This window comes from Roseateles sp. YR242, assembly GCF_900109745.1.
Classification (GTDB): Bacteria; Pseudomonadota; Gammaproteobacteria; order Burkholderiales; family Burkholderiaceae_C; genus Roseateles.
In genome coordinates this window covers 284,966-308,020 of sequence record NZ_FOAV01000006.1, presented here as the reverse complement: position 1 = coordinate 308,020, position 23,055 = coordinate 284,966, and the positions used below count along the sequence as shown (strand labels likewise).

Genomic DNA, 23,055 nt, shown 5'->3' with positions numbered 1-23,055 from the left:
AGCGACACTGCCCCACGCACTGAAGGGGAAAATCCCTTCCATGCGTGGGGCAGCAAGGCCCGGCGTCTGTCCTGGGTGGCGGCTAGGACCACCGCCCGGACATTCGCCTGGCCCGTGACGTGCGCGGAATCAGAGCTTGTAGCTCAACGTCACGGCGGCGTTGCGCGGGGCACCGTAGATGGCGCCGTAGGCGATGCCGCCCAGGTACTTCTTGTCAAACAGGTTGTTGACGTTCACGCGGACCGTCGCCTTGTCGTTGATCTCGTAGCTGGCGAAGGCGTTGGCCACCAGGTAGGCGTCCTGCGAGGCGTTGGGGCCCACCACGTCGGACTGCCAGCGGCCCGTCACACCCACGCGCAGGCCGGGCACGGCCGGGATGCGAGTGTCGTACATGGCATTGATGGTGGTGCGCGGCACCCATTCGTAGATGTCGTTGCCGTCCGGCCCCGTCAGCTTCAGGCGGGTGAAGCCCACCGTGATCTTGCTGTCCTTGTTGATGCGGCCGGTGGCTTCAAACTCGAAGCCCTTGGACTTCACATCCTTGGGCACATACCAGTAGGTCTGGTCCGGCAGCATGCCTGCGATGGTGGCCAGCCCCCTCTGCTCGGACGTGAAGACCGCAAACGTGGTCAGCAGCGACTTGCTGAGCCAGTCAGCCTTGACGCCCACTTCAGCGTTCTCGCCCTTCATCGGGTCGAGATACTTCTTGTCGGCGTCGGTCTGGTCCTGGTTCTGGAAGATGGTCGAGTACGACACATAACCCAGCACGTCGGGCGTGAAGTCGTAGGTCAGGCCGGCGTACGGCGTGGTCTTCTTCGTGTCCGGATAGACCCCGTCGGTCGCGCTGCCGTAGGCCGACGAGCCTTCACGCTCCAACTTCACCGCGTTGAAGCCGAGGATGGCCTTGAGCTCGTTGGTCAGCGACAGGCGCAGGGCACCGTAGGCACGCGTCAGACGCTGCTCGCCGCTGCGGTCATAGGTTCGCTCGCCCCAGGTCGGCTCGGGGTAGGCATCGCCGCCGTAAGGGAAGGCCGGCAGCGGCAGATACATGTCTGCAGTATCGGCGTTCCACAGGTCGGTGCGTGTCGTCTGGCGCGACTGGCTCAGGCCCACCAGCAGCGTGTGCTTGCGGCCGAAGGCGTCGAATTCGCCGTTCAGGTTGAGGTCGAACAGGCGGTTGTCGGTGGTGCTGGCGCCATGGTAGGGCCAGCCCAGCAGGCCGGTGTTGTCCGAGTTCAGCGTGCCGTAGGCGTAGAGCAGCTTGGTCTCTTCCTCGCCATGGCGATAGTTGTAGGTGGCCTTGGCTTCCCAGCCCTGCGCCAGGCGATGGGTGTATTCCACGAAGGCGTTCTGGGACTTGGTGTTCCAGTAGGTCCAGTCGACCGAGGTGGAGGCGGATTGGTCGAACTCTGCCTGGGTGCCGTCTGCATGCAGCAGGATCAGCGAGCCCCACATGGGCGAGTGCTGCTTGGAGTCATTCAGCGTCACGCCGAAGGTCAGCGTGCCGTCGGTGCCGACCTGGCCTTCCACCACGCCGTAGACGGTGGAGCGCTTGTCGTTCAGGGCGCGCAGATAGGAATCCTTGTCCTCATGCGTCACCACCAGGCGGCCGGCCCAGGAACCGTCTTTGGTGAAGACCTTGTTGTAGTCCAGCGCACCGCGCAGTTGGCCCCATTGGCCGTAGGTGAAGTTCACCTCGCCGCCGTCTTCGTTCTTGGGGCGCTTACGAACGTAGTTGATGGTGCCGGAGGAGTTGCCCACGCCGGTCAGCAAGCCGTTGGCGCCACGGATCAGTTCGATGCGATCAAACAGGAAGGTGTCCTGCTGGCCAACGACGGTACCCCAGTCGTTGGTCATGCCCAGACCGTCGATCTGCGTCAGCTGGACTTCAAAGCCACGGGAGTTGAAGGTGGCGCGATTGGTTTCGTACTGGTCGACATTGATGCCGGTGGCCAGACGCAGCGCATCGTTCGCGCCGGTCATGCCGAAGTTGGCCATGTCTTCCTGTTCCAGGGTGCTGATGCTCTGGGGCGTGTCCTTGATCTCGATGGGCAGGCCGGTCGCGCCCTTGGAGACGCGGCTGGCGCGCTTGCCTTTGACGAAGATCCGATCCAGCGTGGCGTCCGTCTTGTCGGCCTTGGTATCCGTGGCGCCACCCTTGCTGGTGTCGGCTGCCGCGGCCACTTCCTGCGCGCGAACATCGCCCAAGGCCAGGCAGGCTGCGATCGCGCAGGCGGTCATGAGGAAGGGATGCTTCATCTTGTTCTCCGTGTTTTTCCAACGAGGGAAAGGATGGTCAAAACGCGCTGCATAGGCCGCCTGGACAGGGCGGTCATCCGGAAATCCGGACTGAGTGGCACAGGAGAGGCCGGAGCCGCTATGCCAATCGCTAAAGCGCAGTCAGGTGACACCCGAGTCACCGATGGCCGGCAGTCTATTTGTAAATGCGAATAGTTCTTAAGAATTATCGCAACAACGGCGTCGGTGTGTCGGTTGTACGCGACGGTGTGCCCTCCCGGGCACCGGTCAGGTGGCGGTGGACCGCTCGGCAGCCACAAAGGCCATCAGGCGGGCGGCCGAACCGGCCAGCAGCGTGGCGCTGCGGCGGTTCTGCGCGGAAGATTCCTTGGCTTCGCGGCTGCTCTGGGCCACGGTGGTGAACACCATTTCGAGTTGCTCCAGGGCGGCGGACTGCTGCTGGGTGGCCACCTGGATCTCTGCTGCGGCGGCCCGGGCGCTCACCACCCGATCACCCACTTCGGACAACAGGGCCAGAATGGACCCGAAGCCTGCCGCGCTTGTTTCCACTGCCTTGGCGCCGGCTTCAGTCGCCATCACCGTGGTATTGGCGGCACCCTGGACGTCGTCCAACTGGAGGCGGATGTCCCGGGAGGCCTCGCGCATGTTGTCCGCCAGTTGACGGATCTCGTCGGCAACGACAGAGAAGCGCTGGCCATGGTCGCCCACGGCCTCCGCCTCAATGGTGGCGTTGATCGCGAGGATGTTGGTCTTTTCGGCCAGATCCTCCACCAGGCCCACGATGCCGCCAATGGTCTGTGCCTTCTTGCCCAGCCCCACGATGCCTTGCACCACCCGATCGACCTGCCGTTGCATGCTGGTCACGCTGGCGCTGTGCGCCTCAACAGCGGCGCGGCCCTGATGGGCCATTTCGCCGTTTCGCATGGCCACGTCGGAGATCTGTTGGGCCCGCAGTGCGATCTGACGGGAGGCCATTAGAAGTTCATGCACCGAGGCCGACGCCTCATTCACCGAGGTGGCGGTTTCCCCAGCGGTGTTGGCATGGTGGTCCGAGGTGGTCTCCAATTCGGTGGCTTGCGACTGCACCTCGGAGGCCGCCTGGGTCACCGTGCCGGTGAGCTGCCGCTGCAGCAGCAGCCAGGCCACGATCACCACCGCCAGCCCCACCAGCGTGCCCAGGATCACGACACGTGTGACGAAGATCTCAGCCGCGGCTGTCTCCTCCGATCGCTCGGTCAGTTCCTGCCGGGTCCGGGTTTCGATGTCCCCGAGGATCTGCCGCAATTGGTCCATCCGCCGCTTGCCTTCCCCGGTCCTGACCTTGACCAGCACCTCCTCCAGCGGTTTCTGGCGCCGCATCTCGATGCGCTGTTCGTGCAGTGCCAGCAGGTCTGCGGTGAGTTGGCGCAGGGTCCGGATGTTCTCGGGGTTGCCTCGCCCGATCGGCGACCGTTCCAGGTCGCCCAGATAGCGCTGCACGGCCTGGCTGCCGGCCTTGAAGGGTTGCAGATAGTTTTCGTCGCCGGAAAGCAGGAAGCCTCGCTGACCGGTCTCGGCATCCTTGAGTGCGCTGAGGATGCCGGTGGTGGCTTCCAGCGTCTCATGGCTTTGCGACACCAATTGGCTGTTCCTGCCGGCCTGCTGAATGCCCTGCAAGGCGACGGCGCCGATCAGGATCAACACCGTGAAGGACAGGACAAAGCCCAGCCCCATGCGTTTGCCAAAGGTCCACATCGAGAGCCTCCTCGCCTGATCGGCCGATGCGTGCGTCCGGCCCGCGAGAACGGGCTCGGCGCGACCGCCATTCGGCCGAGTGTAGACGCCGCGCTGCCCGTGCATCCATAACTCCGGGGCCGTTGTGATATGAAGAGAACTTGCTCCCCTGGGCGTTGAGCGCCCTCGTGTGCGGATTTACCCTTGGGTCATCGTTTTTTCTGTCGATACCTGAAGGGTTCCCTGGTTCTTCACAAGCAGTTGATTAGAGGAGGTCTGCATGTCTGTTGTGGGTAAGCTCAAGATCGGTACAAGGCTGGGTTTGGCGTTCGGCCTGCTCGTCGTGCTGATGATGTTGATGGCCGCCATCTCGCGAGGGGGACTGGACAATATCGACCATCGGTTGGGCGAGGTGCTGGACGACCGCTACGTGAAGGTCCGCGCCGTGAGCCGCATCTTTGACGAGCTCAATCTACAGGCGCGCAATGCCCGCAATGTCTTGCTGATGGACAAGGCGGACGAGCGCAGTGCGGAGCTGAGCTCCATCCGGGACTCACGCCAGCGAGCGGGGGAGATCTACGAAAAGCTGATCCCCAGCATCCGTGACCCCAAGGCCAAGGAGTTGCTGGGCCAGGCCCTGGAAACGCGCAAGACTTATGGGGCCAGCCTGGATGCGTTCATGGCGCAGGTGGCCGGCCAGAACATGGACGCAGCACGCATCGAACTGCTGAACCGGCTCCGGCCCGCGCAACTGGCCTATGTCGCCGAGCTGCGCAAGCTGGTGGAGCAGCAGGAACAGCTGATGGCGGACTCCGGCGTGAAGGCCAATGCAGCCGTGGAGCAGACGTCGATGCTGCTGCTGGGCGCCGTGGCGATCGGTGCTGTGGCGGGGCTGATCTTCGGCGTGCTGGCCACGCGGTCGGTGACACGGCCGTTGGCAAAGGTCCGTCAAGCCATGGAGGCCGTTGCCGCTGGGGATCTGAGCCGCGACGTTCCAGTCGATCGCGGCGACGAACTGGGTGACCTGCAGCAGAGCCTCTCGCGCATGGTCACCGGCCTGCGCGGGTTGGTGCAGGAGGTGCGTACCGGGGTGGATTCCGTCACCACCGCCTCGACCCAGATCGCCATGGGCAACCTGGACCTGTCCAGCCGCACCGAAGAGCAGGCCAGCAGCCTGGAAGAAACCGCCAGCGCCATGGAAGAGCTGACCGGTACCGTGCGTCAGGCGGCCGACGGTGCTCGTGAGGCCACCGCGCTGGCCCAGTCCGCCTCCGTCACGGCTGCCGATGGCGGCGAAGCGGTGGGCCGCGTGGTGGCCACCATGAATGCCATCACCGACAGCAGCCGGCGTATCGAAGACATCATCGGTGTCATCGACAGCATTGCCTTCCAGACCAACATCCTGGCGCTGAATGCCGCCGTCGAGGCCGCCCGAGCGGGCGAAAACGGCCGGGGATTTGCCGTGGTGGCCAGTGAGGTCCGCAGCCTGGCGCAACGCAGCGCGGGTGCCGCGCGCGAAATCAAGTCGCTGATCTCCACCTCCACCATCTCGGTCGAGACCGGTGGCAGGGAAGTGGCGGCCGCCGGGGAGACCATGCGCAAGATCGTGGACCAGATCCAGCAGGTCAGCGCCCTGGTGTCGGAGATCTCGGGGGCTGCGCAGGAGCAGAGCCGAGGCATCGAGCAGATCAACCAGGCGGTGGCGCAGATGGACCAGGTGACGCAGCAGAACGCGGCTCTGGTTGAAGAAAGCGCGGCGGCGGCGGGCAGCCTGGAGCATCAGGCCAAGCGGCTGTCGGAGGCGATCTCCAGCTTCAAACTGGTCTGAGCTGACGAGGCCCCCGGGCCACCAGCCCGCGTGCTCATGCCCGGGCCGCCAGCCCGCGTGCTCACGCCCGGGCAAGCTTGATAATTCGCACTCTCGCGGCCGCAGTTGCCTTTGCAACTGCGGCCGCTGTCCGTTCTGTAGCTGTATTTGTAGTTGTGTCCAAGCCCCAAGCTGTGTCTGAATCCTTCCGTGCCATTGTTGTTGTGAGGAGTCCGTCGTGAGTCTGTTCCGGACAAAGAATCTGGATGATCTGTTGCGTGGTGCCCAGGCCCAGCAGGGGTTGAAGCGGGTGCTGGGGCCGCTGGACCTGGTGCTGGTCGGCATCGGCGCCATCGTGGGCACCGGCATCTTCGTGCTGACCGGCACTGGCGCCTTGACGGCCGGGCCTGCGCTCACCGTGTCCTTTGTGGTGGCGGCCATCGCCTGTGCCCTTGCGGCCCTGTGTTATGCGGAGTTCGCCAGCACCGTGCCGGTAGCCGGCTCCGTCTATACCTACAGCTATGCCACGATGGGTGAGCTGGTGGCCTGGATCATCGGATGGGACCTGATGCTGGAATATGGCCTGGCCTGCTCAGCAGTGGCTGTGGGCTGGTCGGGCTACCTGCAGTCGCTGCTCCACGGGTTCGGGGTGGCCTTGCCGCAGGCCCTGACGGCCGCGCCAGGGGCGGTGCCGGGTGTCCAGACCTGGATCAACCTGCCCGCGTTCCTCATCGTGGTGGCGATTGCTGCACTGCTTTCGCTGGGTATCCGTGAGTCCGCGCGTCTCAACAACATCATGGTGGCGGTGAAGATTGGCGTGGTGCTGCTCTTTATCGTCGTTGGCGCCCGCCACGTGCGGCCGGAAAACTGGCAGCCTTTTGCCCCCTTCGGCATGTCCGGGATCCTGAGTGCCGCCGCGCTGGTCTTCTTTGCGTTCATCGGTTTTGATGCCGTCTCCTCGGCGGCGGAGGAGGTCAAGCGGCCAGACCGGGACCTGCCCATCGGCATCATCGGCTCGCTGGCGGTCTGTGCACTGCTCTATGTGGTGGTGTCGCTGATCATGACCGGCATCGTCCCGTACCAGGAATTCCTGGGCGTGGACCATCCGGTCTCGCTGGCGCTGCAGCGCGCCAATGAGAACTGGGTGGCCGGCTTTGTCGATGTCGGCGCCATCCTGGGCATGACCACCGTCATTCTGGTGATGATGTATGGGCAGACGCGCATCATCTTCGCCATGTCCCGTGACGGGCTGTTCCCACGCCGGCTCTCGCGGGTCCACCCGCGTTTTGGCACGCCTTTCCTGGCGACCTGGATCGTCGGCCTGGTGTTTGGCCTGTTCGCCGCCCTGGTGCCGCTGAACGTGCTGGCAGAGCTGATCAACATCGGCACGCTGGCGGCCTTCTGCCTGATCTCGCTGGCGGTGATCGTGTTGCGCCGAACCCGGCCGGAACTGCGCCGCGGATTCCGCTGCCCCGCTGTGCCTGCGGTGCCACTGCTCGCGATCGCCCTGTGCGTGACACTCATGACCTTTCTGCAAACCATGACCTGGATCGCCTTTGGCGTCTGGTCGCTGGCGGGGCTGGCCGTCTACTTCGGCTATTCGCGTCGGCATTCGCTGCTGAATGAACGCTGAGCGGCGCACCGCCGACCCCGAGCCGGCCTTCCGGCCGCTCAGTCATTCACCCGCGCTGGGGCTCAGCATGGGCCATGGGCCCTGAGCCGCTCAGCCACTAACCGGTGAACTGCTCAACCGGTAAACACCAACGACAGCTGCTCCGGCGCCTGCCCCCGGCGCGCGGGCGTCGGTGCGGGTGCCGCCTTGGCCTTCGGCTCGGTGGCCTTCAGATAGTCGGCCAGGAAGCGTGCCGTCTCCGGCGACCGGATCAATTCCAGGGCCATCACCGCTTCCACATCGGGTGCGCCCACGTTCATGGCCTTGCACAGCTGCAGGAAGCGCGCTTCCATTTCCAGATAGTGGCGCTCCACCGTGAGCTTGCGGCCGAACAGGCCCATCACCTGGCCCACCCGCAGCACATAGTTGTCCAGCAGGGCCACATCGGTGGCGCCAGACCACTGGCGCACGATGCCGGAGGCCGACTTCGGGCCGAGGCCCGGCAGGGTCATCAGCCAGTCGCGCAGTTCGCGGCCGTCGCGCGCGCCCGGGCCTTCAATCAGGGCCGGCATCGTCGTGGCCAGGTACTTGGCCCGTTGTGCGGCGAGGCGGTAGGCCACCGGTTGCCCACCCACGTCCAGCGGCTCCGACAACCACGCAGCGAAGGCGGCCTCGGTCACGCCCGGGCGGGCGAACGCGCCCTGCATGCGCAGGCGGTCAAACGCGGCCTGAGCCACGGCCGCCGTCACGCCCTGGCCGCCCAGCAGCCAGGCGCCGACTTCCTCGGCCAGGGTGCGATTGGAGCGGCGGGCCGGTGCTTCCTGCTCCAGGCGCCAGGTCAGCGCACGTTGCAGCCAATAGGCAGCGGCGGGGAACTCATCGGCATGGCCCCAGCGTACACCGGACATCACTTGTTGATCGGGATCGGGGATTTCGCGCTGCAGGGAACCGTGGCGGGTGAGGATGGCAAGAATCTGGGTCATACGGAAATGCTCAGGGGAGCAGCGGGATAAGTTTCATAGAGCCATTGGGCGAACGCATGTCGTTCAGCGGGATCCATGGCATGCACACGTTCTTGCAGGCGCTCCATGCGCCGTTTCAATGTCTGGCGTTGGCGGAAGTTGTCTCCGCGATGCCGGCTGTCGTGAAGGGTCTCGGGCGGTTCGAAGTTGAACCACAAGGTCTCCGTTCTCACGTCGGTATGCGTCTTGGCCTGGAAACATTTCTGGTTCCAGCCCGCCAGCAATTCGTCGTAGAGCGGATGCGCATATCCTGAAACGATCACCTGGCAAGGCAGATGGGCCAGCAATGACAGCAGCGAGACGTGGTCCTCGACTTCATAGTCACATCGATATACACGCGGCTGTCGCCGGGTCTCAGGGTGGTACGGGGGGTCCACGTACACCAGTTCGTCGCCCAGAAATGAATAACGGGCGAGGAATTCCTCCGCCCGCCCGCAAATCAGTTCAACGTCTGGAAATGCAGTATCAGTGGGCGGGTCTGCCGTCCGTGCGCGCCATTGGGCCACCACACGCTCATCGGCATCAATGCCAATGGAATGTGCGGCAGGCCGCTTGTTTCGCAGCACGGCACCGCCGCCCAGATGCGTCTCTATATAGACGCGATGCGGCGGCATCAGGTTGATGATGTGTTGATAGGTCTTGCCCTTGCCGCCTGGATACTTCATGGGCTGAATCATCGTCAGAAATGACGATGATGTCAATGGGCGGGCCGCCGATGCAGCGCACTGCCACCGGTTGCGCCGTCTGTCGCCGGTTTGTGCACAGGGGCATGCGGATTGCCAAAGCCCGTGCATGGACATCCAACACAACGAAGACGGTGAGCCCCTGCTGGGTCTTGCCTCGGGGCTGGCGGCCGGGCTGGTGGGCGCGCTGGTGATGACGGGCTTCCAAGCCCTGCTTGCGCGGGGAGGCATTACCTCGGGTGTGAAAGGGCCGCCCTCGACCGAGAAGGCGGCCAACCTGGCCGCTCGCCTGGCGACCGGTCGCCCCGTGCCAGCCCGCCGCCGCGCGGCTGCTGGCGAAGCTGTGCACTATGCGATGGGTTCGGCAGTCGGGGGCATTTACGGTGTAGCGGCGGAGATCCTGCCGCAGGTCAATGCCGGGCAGGGCGCTGCCTTCGGCGTGGTGGCCGCCACGGTGGTGGACGAGACGCTGGTGCCGGCTTTCCGCTTTGGTGACCCGATCTGGAAGGCGCCGGTCGTTTCGCATCCTTATTCCTATGCATCCCATCTGGTCTACGGCACCTTCACGGAAGGGGCGCGCAAGCTGTTTCGGCGCTTCTTCGGGCAGGTGAAGGCCGGGGCGGTGGAAGTGGGTCGATCCGGCTGGACCTTGCGCTCGGCCCTGGCAACCGGCTCGGCCATGGCGGCTCGCCCCACCGGACCTTTGGCGTCTGCCGACTCAGCTGCGTCCGCCTCATCTGCAGCGCCAGCCCCGCGGGCTTCCCGTCGCAAGCTGCTGCTGGCATTCATGCTGGGTGCAACGGCGGGGCCGCGCACCAGCGCGCCGCTGGTCGCCGCCAGTTGGGCCGCCCGGCTGGGCTTGATCCCCCTCCACGGTTCGCCACTGGCCTTCCTGGCCACCACCCGTGCGGTCGGGGTCACTACGCCGATGGCGGTGGGCGAACTGGTGGTGGACAAACTGCCCTCCACGCCGGACCGTACGCAGCCCGTGGGTGTGGTCGCCAGGGTCACCAGCGGTGCGCTCTCCGGCGCCGCGCTGGCCGGTGGGCGTTCTGCGGCCGGCGCATTGGCCGGCGCGGCCGGCGCCATCGTGGCGACGTATGTGGGACACACCATCCGTACGCGTGTCTCTCGTGCTTTTGGCAACGATTGGGCGATTGCCGTGACAGAAGATCTGTTGGCCTTTGGTGGCGCGGCACTGGTGTGTGTGGCAGCTGTGGCGCCGGAGACGGCGCCGCAAGCGTCGCCGGCCCCGACGGGCGAGACTGCGTACCAATAACACCACCGCCGCTCCAGGCCGCCTGTGCTGGCGTCTGCGCGAAATGGCGCCGCCTCGACAGGCGCTCATCTCGTTCAATGAAATGGAAATAAATCAGACAAACTGAATCGCATCGCTATTTCGCATACCCCGAATTCGGCTCGTCGATTGGAATATCGATGTGCCGAAAGATTCTTGGTTGACTGCAATTGAACTGCCTAGAGTGACGTTTCCCTCGATATGAAGGGATCAGGTCCAATCTCGATCCACATATCGCCCAAAAGAAACATTCCTCCTCGTCGGGCATTCAATGCAGAGAAAAGTGAAGTCGATTTGCGGCGCAGTATTGGCCATGATTGCGGGTGCGTCATTCGCGCAAGCGAACGGCACGGATCCCGCAGCCTATACCGGCGCCCCCGCCGCCAAGGACAACGGCGCTACCGCCCTCTCCACCGTCACGGTGCAGGGCGTTCGCACCAAGACCCTCAGCAGTGGCGCCCTCGGTGCCCGCACCGACCTGGAAACCCCGTTCTCCACCCGTCAGGTCACGCAGGAGGATCTGGAAGACCGTCAGGTCAAGGCGCTCGGCAAAGTCTTCGCCAATGACGCGTCGGTCATGGCGCTGGGCGACACCTTTTCCTTCAACGCCTATTCCATCAACGTCCGGGGCATTCCGCTGGACGATTACAACGGCTACAAGATCAACGGCCTGCCGTTCTTCATGACCACGGTGGAACTGCCGATCGAAACCTTTGAATCGGTGCAGGTGCTCAAGGGCGCCTCCGGCTTCATGTATGGCTTCGGTGCACCGGGCGGCATCATCAACTTCGTCACCAAGAAGCCGACCGATCAGCCCTTGCTGAGCGTGGATGTGGGTTATCGCTCCGATGGGATCTTCAGCGAGCACCTGGATGCCGGAGGCCGCGTGGCGGACAACCGTCTCGGTTATCGCGTCAACCTCACGCATGAGCAGGGTGAGGGCTACAACGGCTCGCATGTGCTGCGCAACTCGTCCTCCGTCTCGCTGGACTATCGCCTCACGCCCACGCTGACCTGGGCGGCTGACGGCATCTACCAGTCGCGGCGCGTGAACGGTGGCGTGCAGGACTTCTTCCTCGACGACTACACCGGCAGCTCGCTGCCGCAGGCCATCAAGGGCAGCAAGAACCTCGGCGCCGCCTACGACAACACCTTCTTCAACTCCAACGTCTTTTTCATCTCCAGCGGCCTGCAGTGGAAGATCGACCCGGCATGGACGGCCAAGGTCGATATCAGCCGTAGCCAGGATCGCCGCCGTTATTCCGGCCAATGGATGAGCCTGGACAACCAGGACGGGGACTACACCGTCTACCTGAACAAGGCCCAGGGCGCTGCCACCTACGAGCAGGCCCAGGCCCAGCTGGAGGGCAGCTTCTCCGCCGCCGGCCTGCAGCATCAGGTCACGCTCGGCCTGGGTTGGCAGGGGCTGAACAAGCAGACGGTGCCCAAGTCGCTCTACGAAGCGATCGGCACCGAGAACCTCTACCAGCCGGTCACCCCGCTGACCTGGAGCGGCAGCTACGACGATTCGCTGCAGTATCACAACTATCACTCCGCACAGAAGTCGGTCTTTGGCAGCGACACGGTGCAGTTCTCGGATGCCTGGTCGCTGCTGGTGGGCCTGCGCTACTCGGACTACGGACAGACCTCCTACAACACGGCAGGCACGGTCACCAACCAGTACAAGAAGACACCGGTCACGCCGACGGTCGCGCTGATGTTCCGCCCGCGCCCGGACACCCTGGTCTACGCCAGCTATGTGGAGTCGCTGGAGCAGGGCAGTACCGTGGGCTCGACCTATGCCAACGCGGACGAGACCTTGCAGCCCATCAAGAGCAAGCAGTACGAGCTCGGCGTCAAGCATGACGGCCGTGGCTGGGGTGCTTCCGCCTCGGTCTACCAGATCAACCGTGGCGCGGAGTACGACTCATACGCCGACAACGGCGACAAGTACCTGGTCTCCAATGGCCAGGTCCGCATCCGCGGTCTGGAGCTGAATGCCCATACGGAGCTTCCGTATGGCGTTCGCCTGGACGGCAGCGCGGCCTGGACCGCCGGCAAGTACCAGCAGGCCGATGCCTCGGTGCAAGGCCACCGCCTGGAAGGCGTGCCGCGTTGGCAGGGCACCGTGGCGCTGAGTGACCGCATCCCCGGCATCGACGGCCTGACCGCCAATGCCGAGCTGCACTACTACGACCGCATCACCGCTGATTCGGCCAACCTCTACGCGCTGCCCAGCTACTCGTTGGTGAACCTGGGCTTCAGCTACCGCACTCGCTTTGCCGACCACCCGGTCACCCTGCGGGCCGGCGTGGACAACGTGTTCAACCGCAGCTATTGGGGCTTCCTGGCCTCGGGCTACATCTTCCCCGGTGCACCGCGCACGTTGGGGGTGAACGCGAAGTTCGAACTCTGATCCGGCCCCTGGTTGGAGACCACCGCGACGGGCGCCTCGGCAGAGGCGCCCGTTGCCATTGAGGCACCCTGAACACGACGCCGGCCCAGCCCCATCAATCCCGCCAGCGCGGGGATCAGCAGAATGGCGCCCACCATGTTCCACAGAAACATGAAGGTCAGCAGCACGCCCATGTCGGCCTGGAACTTGATCGCTGAGAAGCTCCACGTCAGCACGCCCACTGCCAGCGTGATGCCGGTGAAGGCTACCGCCAGCCCTGTGGTGCGCAGCGTCTCTTCATAGGCCTGGCGCAGCGACAGCCCCTGGGACAGCCCCTGTTCCAGCCGGTTGTACAGGTAGATGCCGTAATCCACGCCGATGCCCACGCCCAGCGCGATGACAGGCAGCGTGGCCACCTTCACGCCCAGCCCCATCAGCGTCATCACCGCCTCGCACAACAGCGAGGTGACGATGAGCGGCACCAGCAGGCACACGGCCACCCGCAGGCTCCGGAACTCCAGCAACAACAGCACCAGCACGATGGCGTAGACCAGCAGCAGCATCGGCAACCAGGCGTCATGCACCACTTCATTGGTGGCCGCCTCGATACCGGCGTTGCCGGCCGCGAGCAGGATCTCGATGCGTGCGCCGTCGGCCGGCGCCACGGGTTCGGCCGCACGGAAATGCTCGGCAGTGCGGGCCACCTCGGCCAGCGTCCGGGCCTTGTGGTCCGCCAGGTAGGCGATCACGGGCAGCATGGAGCAATCGTTGTTGAACAGGGCGGGCGGGATGGCCTTCTGTGCGGAATTGGAGATGTAGCGGTTGCGTGTCACGGTCGACCATTTCAGGTTGCCGCCGTAGGTGCCTGCAATCACCTGGTCCATCACGTTGAACAGCGACAGCGTGCCCTGGACGCCCGGTGTTTCTTCCAGCGCCCATTGCAGGCGCCGCACGGTGGAGGCGGTGGGATACGCGCCGCACTCCCCCGGTGCGGTCTTCACCATCACCACAAAGACATCCGCGCTGGTGGCGTAGTGCTGGGTGAGGTAGGCCGTGTCCAGGTTGTAGCGCGAGGTCGGGCGCAATTCCGGCGCGCCGGGGTCCAGGTCACCGATCTGCAGATGGCGGCTCTGCGCATAACCCCAGCCCGCCAGCAGGGCCGCCGCGCCGACCACCCAGACGGCGCGCCGCCCTTCGGCCAGCGAGGCGATGCCATGGGCCAGCCGGTGCCGGCCCGCATGGCGCTGCTGCGCGCGGCGCAGGCCGGCGGGTGACAGGCCGGCAAAGGACATCAGCACCGGCAGTAGGAACATCTTGGTGAAGATGATCACAAACACCCCCACGCTGGCACTCAGCGCCAGCTCGCGGATCACGCCGATGTCGATCACCAGCAAGGTGGAGAAGCCCACCACATCACACAGCAAGGCCACGGTGCCAGGCACAAATAGCAGTGCGAAGGTACGCCGGGCGGCGGTCACCTTGTCCGCCCCTTCGCGTGTGGCGCCTGCCAGTGTGTTGATGTTTTGCACCGCGTGGGATACGCCGATGGCAAAGGTCAGGAAGGGCACCAGCATGGAGTAGGGGTTCAGCCCGAAGCCCATCAGGTGCACCAGCCCCAGGTGCCACACCACGGCCAGCAGGCAGCAGCCGATGGTCACGAGGGTGCTGCGCCAGCAGCGCGAATAGAACCAGAGCAGGAAGGTCGTCATCACCACCGTGATGCCGAAGAACAGGGCAATGGCGGTCGCACCGTGGATCAGGTCACCCACCAGCTTGGCAAAACCGACGATGTGGATCCGCACACCCTGCGCCTCGTAGCGTTCCCGCACCAGCGTCTCCAGACGCTGGGAAAACTGGCCGTAGTCCAGATGGGCACCGGTGTCGGGATCGGCCTCCACCAGTGGCACCACGATCACGCTGCTGCGCAGGTCATTGGCCACCAGCGAGCCGGTGAGGCCCGCCTTGGCAATGTTGGCCCGCAGCGCTTCGATGTCAGCCTCGCTGCCCTGGAAGTTGGGCGGCATCACCGTGCCGGAACGCAGCCCGTCCTCGGTGGCCTCGAACCACAAGGCATTGGGCGTCCACAACGAGCGCAGGTTGCCCCGGTCGATGCCGGGGATGTAGAAGACTTCATCCGTGACCCGCTTGAGCAGCTTCAGATAGACCGGGTCGTAGATCGTCCTGCCCTTGGGGGCCTCCACCGCAATGCGCAGCGTGTTGCCCAGCGGGCGCAACTCGTTCTCGAAGTGCAGATAGTTGCGCACGTATTCGTGGCGCGCCGGCACCATCTTCTGCAGGCTCGCATCCGGCCGCAGCAGCAGCATCTGCCAGCCGAGCAGCAGGGTGCAGACCGAAAACAGCAGCAGCCACCAGCGGCGATGCCTGAAGAGCAACTGCTCGGCGTGGCGGGCGAGGGCCTGCAGCCAGCCTGGATCGTGGGAATGCGTCATGCTGTGGTCTTGCCTGTCGTCCGGGGGGGCGTGGGCGCGTGAGGGTTCGCGTGCGTCTGGCCTTGAAGGCTCACGTGGGCGCGTTGCAACGAGAGTCGCTGCACACCACCCTGTCCGACGGCCAGCAGATGGCCACCGGGCTTGTCCAGCACGAAGCCGGCATAACGGCGGACCGGCAAGGTGCCCGGGGGCGCGGGCTGAAAGCTCTGCCCGGCATCGCGGGTCACGAAGAGGTGGCCGTCCTCCGCCAGCAGCCATGCGGCGTTGCCGGCCAGCAGGGCCTGCACCCAGGTCTTGGCCGAGGGGCTGGCACTCGCGGCAGCCCAGCGGCCGCCTCGATCGACGGAACGAAACAGGTGGCCATTGAAGCCGTAGGCCAGCCAGGTCTCGGTGCCGCCGGCTTCGCCGGGAACGACGAGCACGCCATGCAGGTTGCCGGCATAACCAGTCTCGCTGCGGCGCCAGCGGCCCGCAGCCGCCTCGGCAACAAAAACGACGCCTTGCTCCGCCGCCACCAGCAGGCCGCCTTGGCTGTTCACGCCCAGCCCGTAGAGATGCAGCCCTTCCGGGTTGGACAGCTCGCCGCCCAGATAGCGCCAGTGCGCCCCGCCATCCTCGGTTGCGAAGAGCTGGCCGAAGGCGCCCGCCACCATCACCCGGCGTGCATCGAAGACATGCACGGCCAGCAAGGGCCGTGACGGCCCGGCCTTGATCGCGTCCTCGGCGGAGGCCAGTGCGTCCTCGGCTGCCTGTACTGCCTGTACCGCCTGTGCTGCCGGTGCTGCCGGTGCCGCCCGGGCCGCGGCCAGGGCGTCGCGGGCCGAAGCCAATACGGCCTCGTTGGCCTGCCGGCCATCGAATTGCCGCCGCCAGGTGGCGCCCCCGTCGTCCGTGCCCAGCACGACACCATCGTGCCCGACAGCCCAGCCGCGTCGCGCATCGGCGAAGGCGGCCGCCGTCAGCATCACCGACGTCGGCGAACGCTGTTGCTGCCAGCTGGTGCCGCCATCGGCCGACGCGAGGATCAAGCCCATTTCGCCCACGGCGATCAGGCCGGGCCCGCCAGCCGTGATGTCCAGCAGCAGGCGGGACGGGCCGCGTGTGGTCGCCGGTGCCGGCCTGTCCAGGAGATCAAGGGTGGCTGCCGCTTCGGCGCGGGCGAAGCCCGCCAACCCGGCTGTGCCCAACAAACGCAGCAGGCAGCTGCGGCGGGTGATGGCCCTGGCATGCATCCCAACCCCTCGGTTCATCGTCATCCGACGGCGTCAGTTGCTCGACCGCCGCAGGGCATCGGCGCTGAAGTCGGCCACCTTCATCGGCACATTGAAGCGGATCGGTTTTTCCTCATTGGTCAGGCCGCTGGAGACATAGCGCCGGGCCTGCAGGTCATATTGGGCGGTGCCGGCGATGAAATAGGCCGGCCCGTCGTAGAACTGGGCACCATGCACCTCCAGCACCCGCCAGAGTTCACCGCGTCCGTCGTAGAGGTCGCCGTGGACGATCTGCCAGCTGTCCTCGTCCAGGTAGTAGACGCGTTTGCCGTAGACATGGCTCTTGCCCGGGCGCAGCGTGGCCTCCACCACCCAGACCCGATGCAGCTCGTAGCGCACCAGTTGCTGGTTCATGGTGGCGGCCTGGATGATGTCGCTGTACTTGAGCTTCTTGTCGGTGAGGCGGCTGTTGTTGTAGCTGACAATCAGCTCGCGCTTGCCCAGCAGCTTCCATTCGAAGCGGTCGGGCGAGCCGTTGAAGGCGTCGTAGTCGTCCACGGTGGAGAGCCCGTCGGTGCCGGTACGGGGCGTGTCGTAGGCCACATGCGGCGCCCGCAGCACGCGGCGGGTGCCCGGGTTGTAGACCCAGGCCGCACGTGGTTGCTTCACCTGGTCGATGAAGTCGTGGGCCAGCAGCGCCTCGCCTGCAATGCTGGATGGCGCCAGGTAGTTGGTGCGGAAGTAGAAAAGCACGTTGGGCACGTCCTTCAGGCCGTTGCCGAAGATCGTTTCCTCATAGCGGCGCACCGGCGTGAAGCTGCCGTTGGCCTGCACCGGGAACTCGGTGGTGTTGCGCACCAGGGTGCCACCGCGATAGCGGAAGGCATGGTTCCAGATGGCTTCGACACCGCTCTTGGGCACCGGGAACGGCACGGTCGAGCCCACGACACCCACCACCGAATTGCCGTCATTGGCCGTCTCGATCTTGCCGGCCTCCGCCTTCACGGCTGCGTAGATGCTTTCCGGAAAGGCTGCGGAACGTCGGGTGGGGTAGACCGCCAGGGTGTAGCCGGGATAACGCTTCAGAAGGGCCAACTGGCCCGGGGTCAGTTTGTCCTTGTACTGATCGGCATTGCCGGCATTGACGGTGTAGAGCGGCTTGTCGGCGGCGAAGGGGTCGGTCAGACCTTTGCTGGCGTCGTAACCGGCCGGCGGCTTGGTGATGCCGCCCTCCCACGCAGGGATGCTGCCATCCTTGTTGCCGGCACGCTCGGCGCCCAGCGGCGTGAGGTCCTTGCCCAGCCGTTCGATCTCTTCCGCCGTGGGTCTGGCCTGCACGGCTCCGGTCACGATGAGCAGGGCCAGGGCGGTCAAGGCTGCCAGTGCGCCCGTCAGGCCGGCCCGGGCCCGAGCCCGGGTCCAGCCTGCCGGCGTGGCGCCGGGTGGGTCGCATCGACCAGCGGTGGTGTGTGCTGCCATGGGAGGTCTCCTGGAATTGTTGTCGTGGCCCGCATTCAGAAATTGGCAGCCACCACCAGCGCGAGGAAGTCGCGGTCATGGAAGCTGTCGAAATGGGCGTTGTGGTTGAAGCGCGAGTAGCTGAGGTCGATCGTGTAGCGCTTGTTGATGTCGAACTTGACCCCTGGCGAGACGGCCTGCCGTCCCTTGCTGAAGACGCCATCGGCGGACCAGCCCTGGAAGTCGCGTGAATAGAACAGGCGCGGCTTCACCACCGCATTGGGAATCCACTGCGGGTATTCCAGCTCCACCAGCAGGCGCACGCCGGCGGCGTCGCTGGTGAAGTAGCCATCCGTGGTGCAGTTCTTGAGGTTGGTGGCGGCTGCCAGGCAGGCACCGCCATACGCCTGGTGGGCGGCGGCGCCGTATTCGAAACCACGCCCGTAGCGCACGCCCGTACTCGGGTCCCCGATACCGCTCCAGCGCTGGAAGGCGATCTCGCCCACCACGCTGCCGCCAGTCGCCCCCAGCACGGCCGGCAGCAAGCGGAAGGCGGAGGCCTGCAGCTGGGTCTTGTTTTTTCGCTCGTAGCCGATCATGGTGCGGGGCCCTGGCCCCCAGATCGTGGCCATGGGGCCGATGCCGGCAGCCAATGCGTAAAACGCGTCCACGGAATTGATCTGCACCGGGAAGTCGCGCGTGTGCGTCAGTTCGGCCCCCACCGACCAGCCGCCCAGCACCGTGGTGGCGGTGAGCCCGGCCACCTTGATGTTGTTGGCGGAATAGTCCCAATAAATGGAGGCATCACGTGTCAGCGGATTGAGCGCGTAGACGCTCCCAGCCGGATGCTGGATGGAATCCTCCAGCCCCGCCACGCGGCGGATGGCCGAGAGGTTGGGCACCTTGGCCGTGTAGTTCACGTAGTACAGGCCGAACTCGGTGTCCCAGGGTTCCACCATCTTCTTGACGGCCAGGCCGAACTGGCCGCTGTTGGCGGGCTCCTTGTCCACCAGCCGGGAGAACTGGTAGTTGGCCACCAGCCCGCCGAAGGCCGCATGCGGGTAGCCGTTCCAGTTCTCCTCGGAGGTGCCGTCACCGCCCACCAGAATGGAGCCGTTCACGCAGTTCAACGCATTGGCGGGCGACCAGTAGGTGCCGCAGCCGTCGATGGCGGTGCGTCGCCAGCGGAATTGATAGAAGGCCTCCACCGAGAACCCATTGCCCAACCCCAGGTTGGCCGAGAGCTGCGGGACCGGCAGCAGGGCCTCCTTGAGTTGCGTCCCCGGCTGGCGCAAGGCGGTCACATCCAGGGCCTGGTATTGGTTGACGCCCGGCACGAACAGGCTTTCGCCGAAGTTGACGATGTGCTGGCCCAGCCGCACGGTCAACTGGCTGGATTCACCGATGTCGAAGGCCGTATAGCCATAGGCATCAAACAGCTCGACGCCCTTGAACTTCGACAGCCGGGTGTCGAACTCGCGGTCGCTCAGCCGGGTGTTGGGGTGATAGTCATTGCTCGGCGCGCCGAAGGGTTGGCGGTCGTTGGCATAGAGGAAGTTGTCCCAGGCCTTCGCTCGCAGGACCAACCCGGACTGGCCCTTGCGCAGGTTGATGTCGCCCACGATGCGGGCGAGCTTGCTGATGTTGTCGCCCTTCTGGAAGTTCTTGTCGTGCGAATGGGTGCCGGCGGAAGCCTGGCCCCCGTCGCCCGGACCGATCAGGTTCGGGTCCGGATCCGTCATGCGCCAACCGCCGGTGACGGAGGCACTGAGCGACCACACCGCTTCGACCCCGCCGCCCAGGTCCCAGGTACCGGCGTGTGCAGCGGGCATGGCGGCCAGCAGCGACGCCGCCAGCGTGGCCAACAGCGGTGCAGCTGGGCAGCGCGGGGACCGCGCAGACGGCGCGGCCCCCTTGACTGGCCGAAAGTCTGGACCCACGCGCCCGGCCCTGGGCACGCGCACCAATGTGGTGGTGAGCATCTTGTCTGTCTCCTCTTATGGGATGCCCGGCACCCGCAGGGCATGCGGCTTCTGGCCGGACCACTGGCGGGAAGGCCAGGGTGCGGAACCGCTGCAGACCAATGTAGGGAGCGTCCCGCCGGCCTCCCATCGTCAGTTCCGACGAATTGGCCGCACGCATGGTGCGGTGATTCGTCGGTTCGGACGTTTTGCCCCCGGGCGGCAGTTTTGAGAATCCGGTCCATGCCATCGCCCTCCGATCTCCTGCTCCCCCGGCCGCGGCTGCTGGCACGCATCCGCCAGCGCCATGGCGCACGCCTGGTGCTCTTGCGGGCGCCGGCCGGCTTTGGCAAGAGCACCTTGCTGGGGCAACTGCGGCAGGCCTGGATGGCGGAGTCGGCCGCCTGCGTGCTGTTGCAGCTGGAGCCGGCGGACAACGACGTGAGCCGCTTCATCGCCCGGCTGCGCGGCGCGCTGGATGATGCGCTGGATGAGGCTGCCGGCGTGCAGACGGTGGCAAGACGCGGCAGCCACGCGGCCGAGCCCCATGCCTGCACGCCGGATGCGCTGCTGCAGGCCATCGAGCGCTGTGATGCCCCGCTGGCGCTGCTGATGGATGATGTTGAGCATCTGCGCGAGCCTGGGGTGCAAGCCTTGCTGAGGGAACTGATGGCGCGGCTGCCGCCGGAGGCACAACTCGTGCTGGCGGGGCGCGGGAGCCCCGAACTGGGTCTGGGTCGCTTGCGCGCACGGGGGGAACTGCTGGAGCTGGAACTGGACGCCCTGCGTTTCAGCGAGGACGAAACCCGGGATTACCTGGCCGCCCAACCCCTGATCGAGCTGCCGCCCGATGGCGTGGCCCAACTGCACCGCAAGACCGAGGGCTGGCCGGCGGGCCTGGCCATGGCCGCTTCGGTCCTGCAGCGCCTGCCGGCCGGCAACGACTTCATGCGCCAGCTCTGCGCGTCCGACCAGGCGCTGGCGGCCTATCTCCGCGAGGCGGTGCTCGACCAGCTCAGTTATGAGGCGCAGCAACTGCTGCTGCGCGCCAGCGTATTGCGGTGGATCGAGCCCGCCTTGTGCGAGCTGCTGCTGCCAGGCTGTGACGCCAGCCGCATCCTGCAGCGGCTGGCCGCGGACATGTTCCTGGTGACGGCGAACCCAGGGCTTGCGCTCGGGTCTGCGCCCGTTTCCGCAGTGTCGATGGCGGCGGCGCTGCCGCCTTCGGGCGCGGCTGCGGGAGTGGGCGAGGGCGCCGACGCTGCGCCGCCGGTCTGGCGGATGCACGCCTTGTTTGCCGACGTCCTGCGCGACCGCCTGATGCGCACCCAACCCGACCTCGCCCTGCGCCTGCATCTCATCGCCAGCGGCTGGTATGAACAGCGGGGCCGTATCGACGCTGCGGTGGACCATGCCCTCGCAGGCGGAGATGTGCCGCATGCGGCGGCGCTGTTGAGCCGCCATGCAGAGAGCTTCATCGAGCAGGGGCGGATGCGCTGGCTGTCCCGATGCCTGTCGCGCATGCCCGCCGCCGTTGTGGCGTCGACATCGGCATTGCGGGTGGCGGCGTTGTGGGCCGAGGCGTTTGACCGCGGCCCGCGGATCGCCTGGGCCCGGCTGCACGAGCCGGCAGATGCCTGGGAGCAGGCGCATCTCGCCGCTCTGCGGCCGCTGCTGCTGGCCATGCTGGATCGTTACGAAGAGGCCGCCGCGTTACCCTGGCCCGACGTGCTCAGCCCGGCTGACGCACCGGCGCCGGCCGGTCGAGACCGCACCACCCCTGTGTCCGCCTTTGCCGCCGCCGTGCACAGCAATGCCATGGCGCATGTCTGGTCAGTGGCGGGCCCTGCGGGTACCCGTCCCCAATGGTTGCTGGATCGGGCACGGGGCCTGCTCACCGACAACGGCGACGCCGCATCACTTGTCAGTCCCGCCACCCATGCCTCCATTCACGCCTCCACTCAAGCCGCCACTCACGCATCTACCCACGCCTCTACCCACGCCTTCACGCAGGCCTACACCGAAGCGGCCGAAGGCCTGATCGATTTCCATGAAGGGCGGTTGCGCGAGGCCGGCGCACGCTTGCGCCTGGCGTCCACGGGTGGACGCGGCGGTTTGCCCGCCCATCGGCGCTACAACCATGCCCACGGCAATGTGTGGGCCGGCGTGCTGTACGCCGCCACCGTCTACGAATCCGGTCAGCTGGCGGAGGCCCAGGCGCTGCTGCAGGCCTGTCAGCCGCTGGTTCGGGACTTGGCGCTGCCGGATCACATGATCCTCACACTGGGCCTGTCCGCCCGCATCTCCCATGCCCATGGCGATGTGGATGGTGCGATGGCCCAGCTCCAGGAACTGGAATACCTGGGCCTTCATCGTCAGTTGCCCCGGGTCGTGGCGGCGGCCCGGCTGGAGTCGGCCTGGTTGCGCGTCCAGCAAGGCCAGGCGGCGCCGGCCCGCGATGCGATCGACCGGGCCGCACTGCCCGGTGTGTGGGAGCGCGTGGCTGGTCTGCGGCTGTCGGCGCATCAGCATGAGGACATGGTGATTGCGCGTGCGCGCTGGCGGCTCGCTTTTGACGAGGGGGCCACAGAGCTGCCGGCGCTCCTGCGCCGGGAACTGGACCACGCCCTGAGCGCCGGCAGCGGGCGCCGTGCCCTGAAACTGCGACTGCTGCTGGCCGTGGCGCTGCAACGGGGCGGCGACTGGGCGGCTGCGCTGGCCGAATGCCGACCCCTGATGGCGAGTCTGGCGGGGGAGGGCTACTGGCGGCTGGTACTCGACGAGGGCGCACTGCCGTTGGCGCTGCTGCAGCGCTTGCAGTCAGACCAGGCGCTGGACAGCCGTGCGGACCCCACGCAGGCAGACCATGTGCGCAGGCTGGTCGCCGCCATGGCCGCCACCGAACCCGCCCGGCCGGCTGGGCTGGAGCCCGAACCGCCGCAGGCGCATGGCCTGACCGCACAGGAGCTGCGGGTGCTGCAGCTGCTGGCGGACGGCTACTCCAACGGCGCGATGGCCGAGAAGCTGCAGGTCTCCGACAGTACGGTGCGTACGCATCTGCGCAGCATCAACCTGAAATTGGGGGTGCACAGCCGGGGGCAAGCGCTGGCAGCCGCACGGCGTCTGGCGGTGATCCGCTAAGAAACCACTTCCGATGCCCGCGATGAACCGCGATGCTCGGAAGTGA

At 66.0% G+C, this 23,055-nt stretch carries 13 protein-coding genes; 5 read left to right on the top strand and 8 right to left on the bottom strand.

Annotation, left to right across the window (positions count from 1 at the left end):
* Positions 1-129 precede the first annotated feature (129 nt).
* Both BMY53_RS14275 and BMY53_RS14270 read right to left on the bottom strand, forming a co-directional pair.
* A complete protein-coding gene (locus tag BMY53_RS14275; protein WP_255370199.1) occupies positions 130-2,259 on the bottom strand; it encodes a TonB-dependent siderophore receptor in 2,130 nt (709 codons plus the stop codon).
* Between the two features lie 267 nt (positions 2,260-2,526).
* Positions 2,527-3,993, bottom strand: coding sequence for a CHASE3 domain-containing protein (locus BMY53_RS14270; RefSeq protein WP_177200880.1), 1,467 nt, complete (start codon positions 3,991-3,993; stop codon positions 2,527-2,529).
* Positions 3,994-4,252: 259 nt separating this feature from the next.
* Between BMY53_RS14270 and BMY53_RS14265 the strand changes: the two genes are divergently transcribed.
* Positions 4,253-5,800, top strand: coding sequence for a methyl-accepting chemotaxis protein (locus BMY53_RS14265; protein WP_092947132.1), 1,548 nt, complete (start codon positions 4,253-4,255; stop codon positions 5,798-5,800).
* Between the two features lie 217 nt (positions 5,801-6,017).
* Positions 6,018-7,412 carry a branched-chain amino acid transporter BcaP gene (locus BMY53_RS14260; RefSeq protein WP_092947131.1) on the top strand — a complete coding sequence of 465 codons (1,395 nt, stop codon included), beginning with the start codon at positions 6,018-6,020 and terminating at the stop codon, positions 7,410-7,412.
* 113 nt (positions 7,413-7,525) lie between these two features.
* Here BMY53_RS14260 and BMY53_RS14255 read toward each other — a convergent pair whose 3' ends face one another.
* Positions 7,526-8,374 (bottom strand): 8-oxoguanine DNA glycosylase, encoded by an 849-nt coding sequence (locus tag BMY53_RS14255; RefSeq protein WP_092947130.1) that lies wholly within the window; start codon positions 8,372-8,374, stop codon positions 7,526-7,528.
* Positions 8,371-9,078 carry a DNA adenine methylase gene (locus BMY53_RS14250; protein ID WP_092947173.1) on the bottom strand — a complete coding sequence of 236 codons (708 nt, stop codon included), beginning with the start codon at positions 9,076-9,078 and terminating at the stop codon, positions 8,371-8,373. The genes BMY53_RS14255 and BMY53_RS14250 overlap by 4 nt, the downstream gene beginning before the upstream one ends.
* Before the next feature lie 127 nt (positions 9,079-9,205).
* On the opposite strand from BMY53_RS14250, the gene BMY53_RS14245 reads away from it, so the two are divergent.
* Both BMY53_RS14245 and BMY53_RS14240 read left to right on the top strand, forming a co-directional pair.
* On the top strand, positions 9,206-10,375 hold the full coding sequence (locus tag BMY53_RS14245) for a DUF1440 domain-containing protein (protein ID WP_092947129.1): 1,170 nt from the start codon (positions 9,206-9,208) through the stop codon (positions 10,373-10,375).
* A 301-nt stretch (positions 10,376-10,676) separates the two neighbouring features.
* Complete coding sequence (locus BMY53_RS14240) at positions 10,677-12,809, top strand: TonB-dependent siderophore receptor (RefSeq protein ID WP_255370198.1); 2,133 nt, start codon at positions 10,677-10,679, stop codon at positions 12,807-12,809.
* Here BMY53_RS14240 and BMY53_RS14235 read toward each other — a convergent pair.
* Genes BMY53_RS14235 through BMY53_RS14220 form a run of 4 tightly spaced genes read right to left on the bottom strand, consistent with a single transcriptional unit; the run spans position 12,752 to position 19,772 of the window.
* Positions 12,752-15,238 carry an efflux RND transporter permease subunit gene (locus tag BMY53_RS14235; RefSeq protein ID WP_092947128.1) on the bottom strand — a complete coding sequence of 829 codons (2,487 nt, stop codon included), beginning with the start codon at positions 15,236-15,238 and terminating at the stop codon, positions 12,752-12,754. The genes BMY53_RS14240 and BMY53_RS14235 overlap by 58 nt on opposite strands.
* Complete coding sequence (locus BMY53_RS14230; RefSeq protein ID WP_092947127.1) at positions 15,235-16,470, bottom strand: WD40/YVTN/BNR-like repeat-containing protein; 1,236 nt, start codon at positions 16,468-16,470, stop codon at positions 15,235-15,237. Before BMY53_RS14230 ends, BMY53_RS14235 begins: the two co-directional genes overlap by 4 nt.
* A 33-nt stretch (positions 16,471-16,503) precedes the next feature.
* Complete coding sequence (locus BMY53_RS14225) at positions 16,504-17,928, bottom strand: DUF1329 domain-containing protein (protein WP_092947126.1); 1,425 nt, start codon at positions 17,926-17,928, stop codon at positions 16,504-16,506.
* A gap of 35 nt (positions 17,929-17,963) precedes the next feature.
* Positions 17,964-19,772, bottom strand: coding sequence for a DUF1302 domain-containing protein (locus BMY53_RS14220; protein ID WP_177200879.1), 1,809 nt, complete (start codon positions 19,770-19,772; stop codon positions 17,964-17,966).
* Positions 19,773-20,111: 339 nt separating this feature from the next.
* Here BMY53_RS14220 and BMY53_RS14215 point away from each other — a divergent pair, with 339 nt between their 5' ends.
* Positions 20,112-23,009, top strand: coding sequence for a LuxR C-terminal-related transcriptional regulator (locus BMY53_RS14215; protein WP_143074075.1), 2,898 nt, complete (start codon positions 20,112-20,114; stop codon positions 23,007-23,009).
* Positions 23,010-23,055: the final 46 nt, after the last annotated feature.

Excerpts from the sequence above, each read along its gene's own strand:
- BMY53_RS14215 (WP_143074075.1), top strand. The coding sequence starts at position 20,112 with ATGCCATCGCCCTCCGATCTCCTGCTCCCCCGGCCGCGGCTGCTGGCA.
- BMY53_RS14245 (WP_092947129.1), top strand. The coding sequence starts at position 9,206 with ATGGACATCCAACACAACGAAGACGGTGAGCCCCTGCTGGGTCTTGCC.
- BMY53_RS14235 (WP_092947128.1), bottom strand. The coding sequence starts at position 15,238 with ATGACGCATTCCCACGATCCAGGCTGGCTGCAGGCCCTCGCCCGCCAC.
- BMY53_RS14225 (WP_092947126.1), bottom strand. The coding sequence starts at position 17,928 with ATGGCAGCACACACCACCGCTGGTCGATGCGACCCACCCGGCGCCACG.
- BMY53_RS14230 (WP_092947127.1), bottom strand. The coding sequence starts at position 16,470 with ATGCATGCCAGGGCCATCACCCGCCGCAGCTGCCTGCTGCGTTTGTTG.
- BMY53_RS14270 (WP_177200880.1), bottom strand. The coding sequence starts at position 3,993 with ATGTGGACCTTTGGCAAACGCATGGGGCTGGGCTTTGTCCTGTCCTTC.
- BMY53_RS14265 (WP_092947132.1), top strand. The coding sequence starts at position 4,253 with ATGTCTGTTGTGGGTAAGCTCAAGATCGGTACAAGGCTGGGTTTGGCG.
- BMY53_RS14250 (WP_092947173.1), bottom strand. The coding sequence starts at position 9,078 with ATGAAGTATCCAGGCGGCAAGGGCAAGACCTATCAACACATCATCAAC.
- BMY53_RS14275 (WP_255370199.1), bottom strand. The coding sequence starts at position 2,259 with ATGAAGCATCCCTTCCTCATGACCGCCTGCGCGATCGCAGCCTGCCTG.
- BMY53_RS14255 (WP_092947130.1), bottom strand. The coding sequence starts at position 8,374 with ATGACCCAGATTCTTGCCATCCTCACCCGCCACGGTTCCCTGCAGCGC.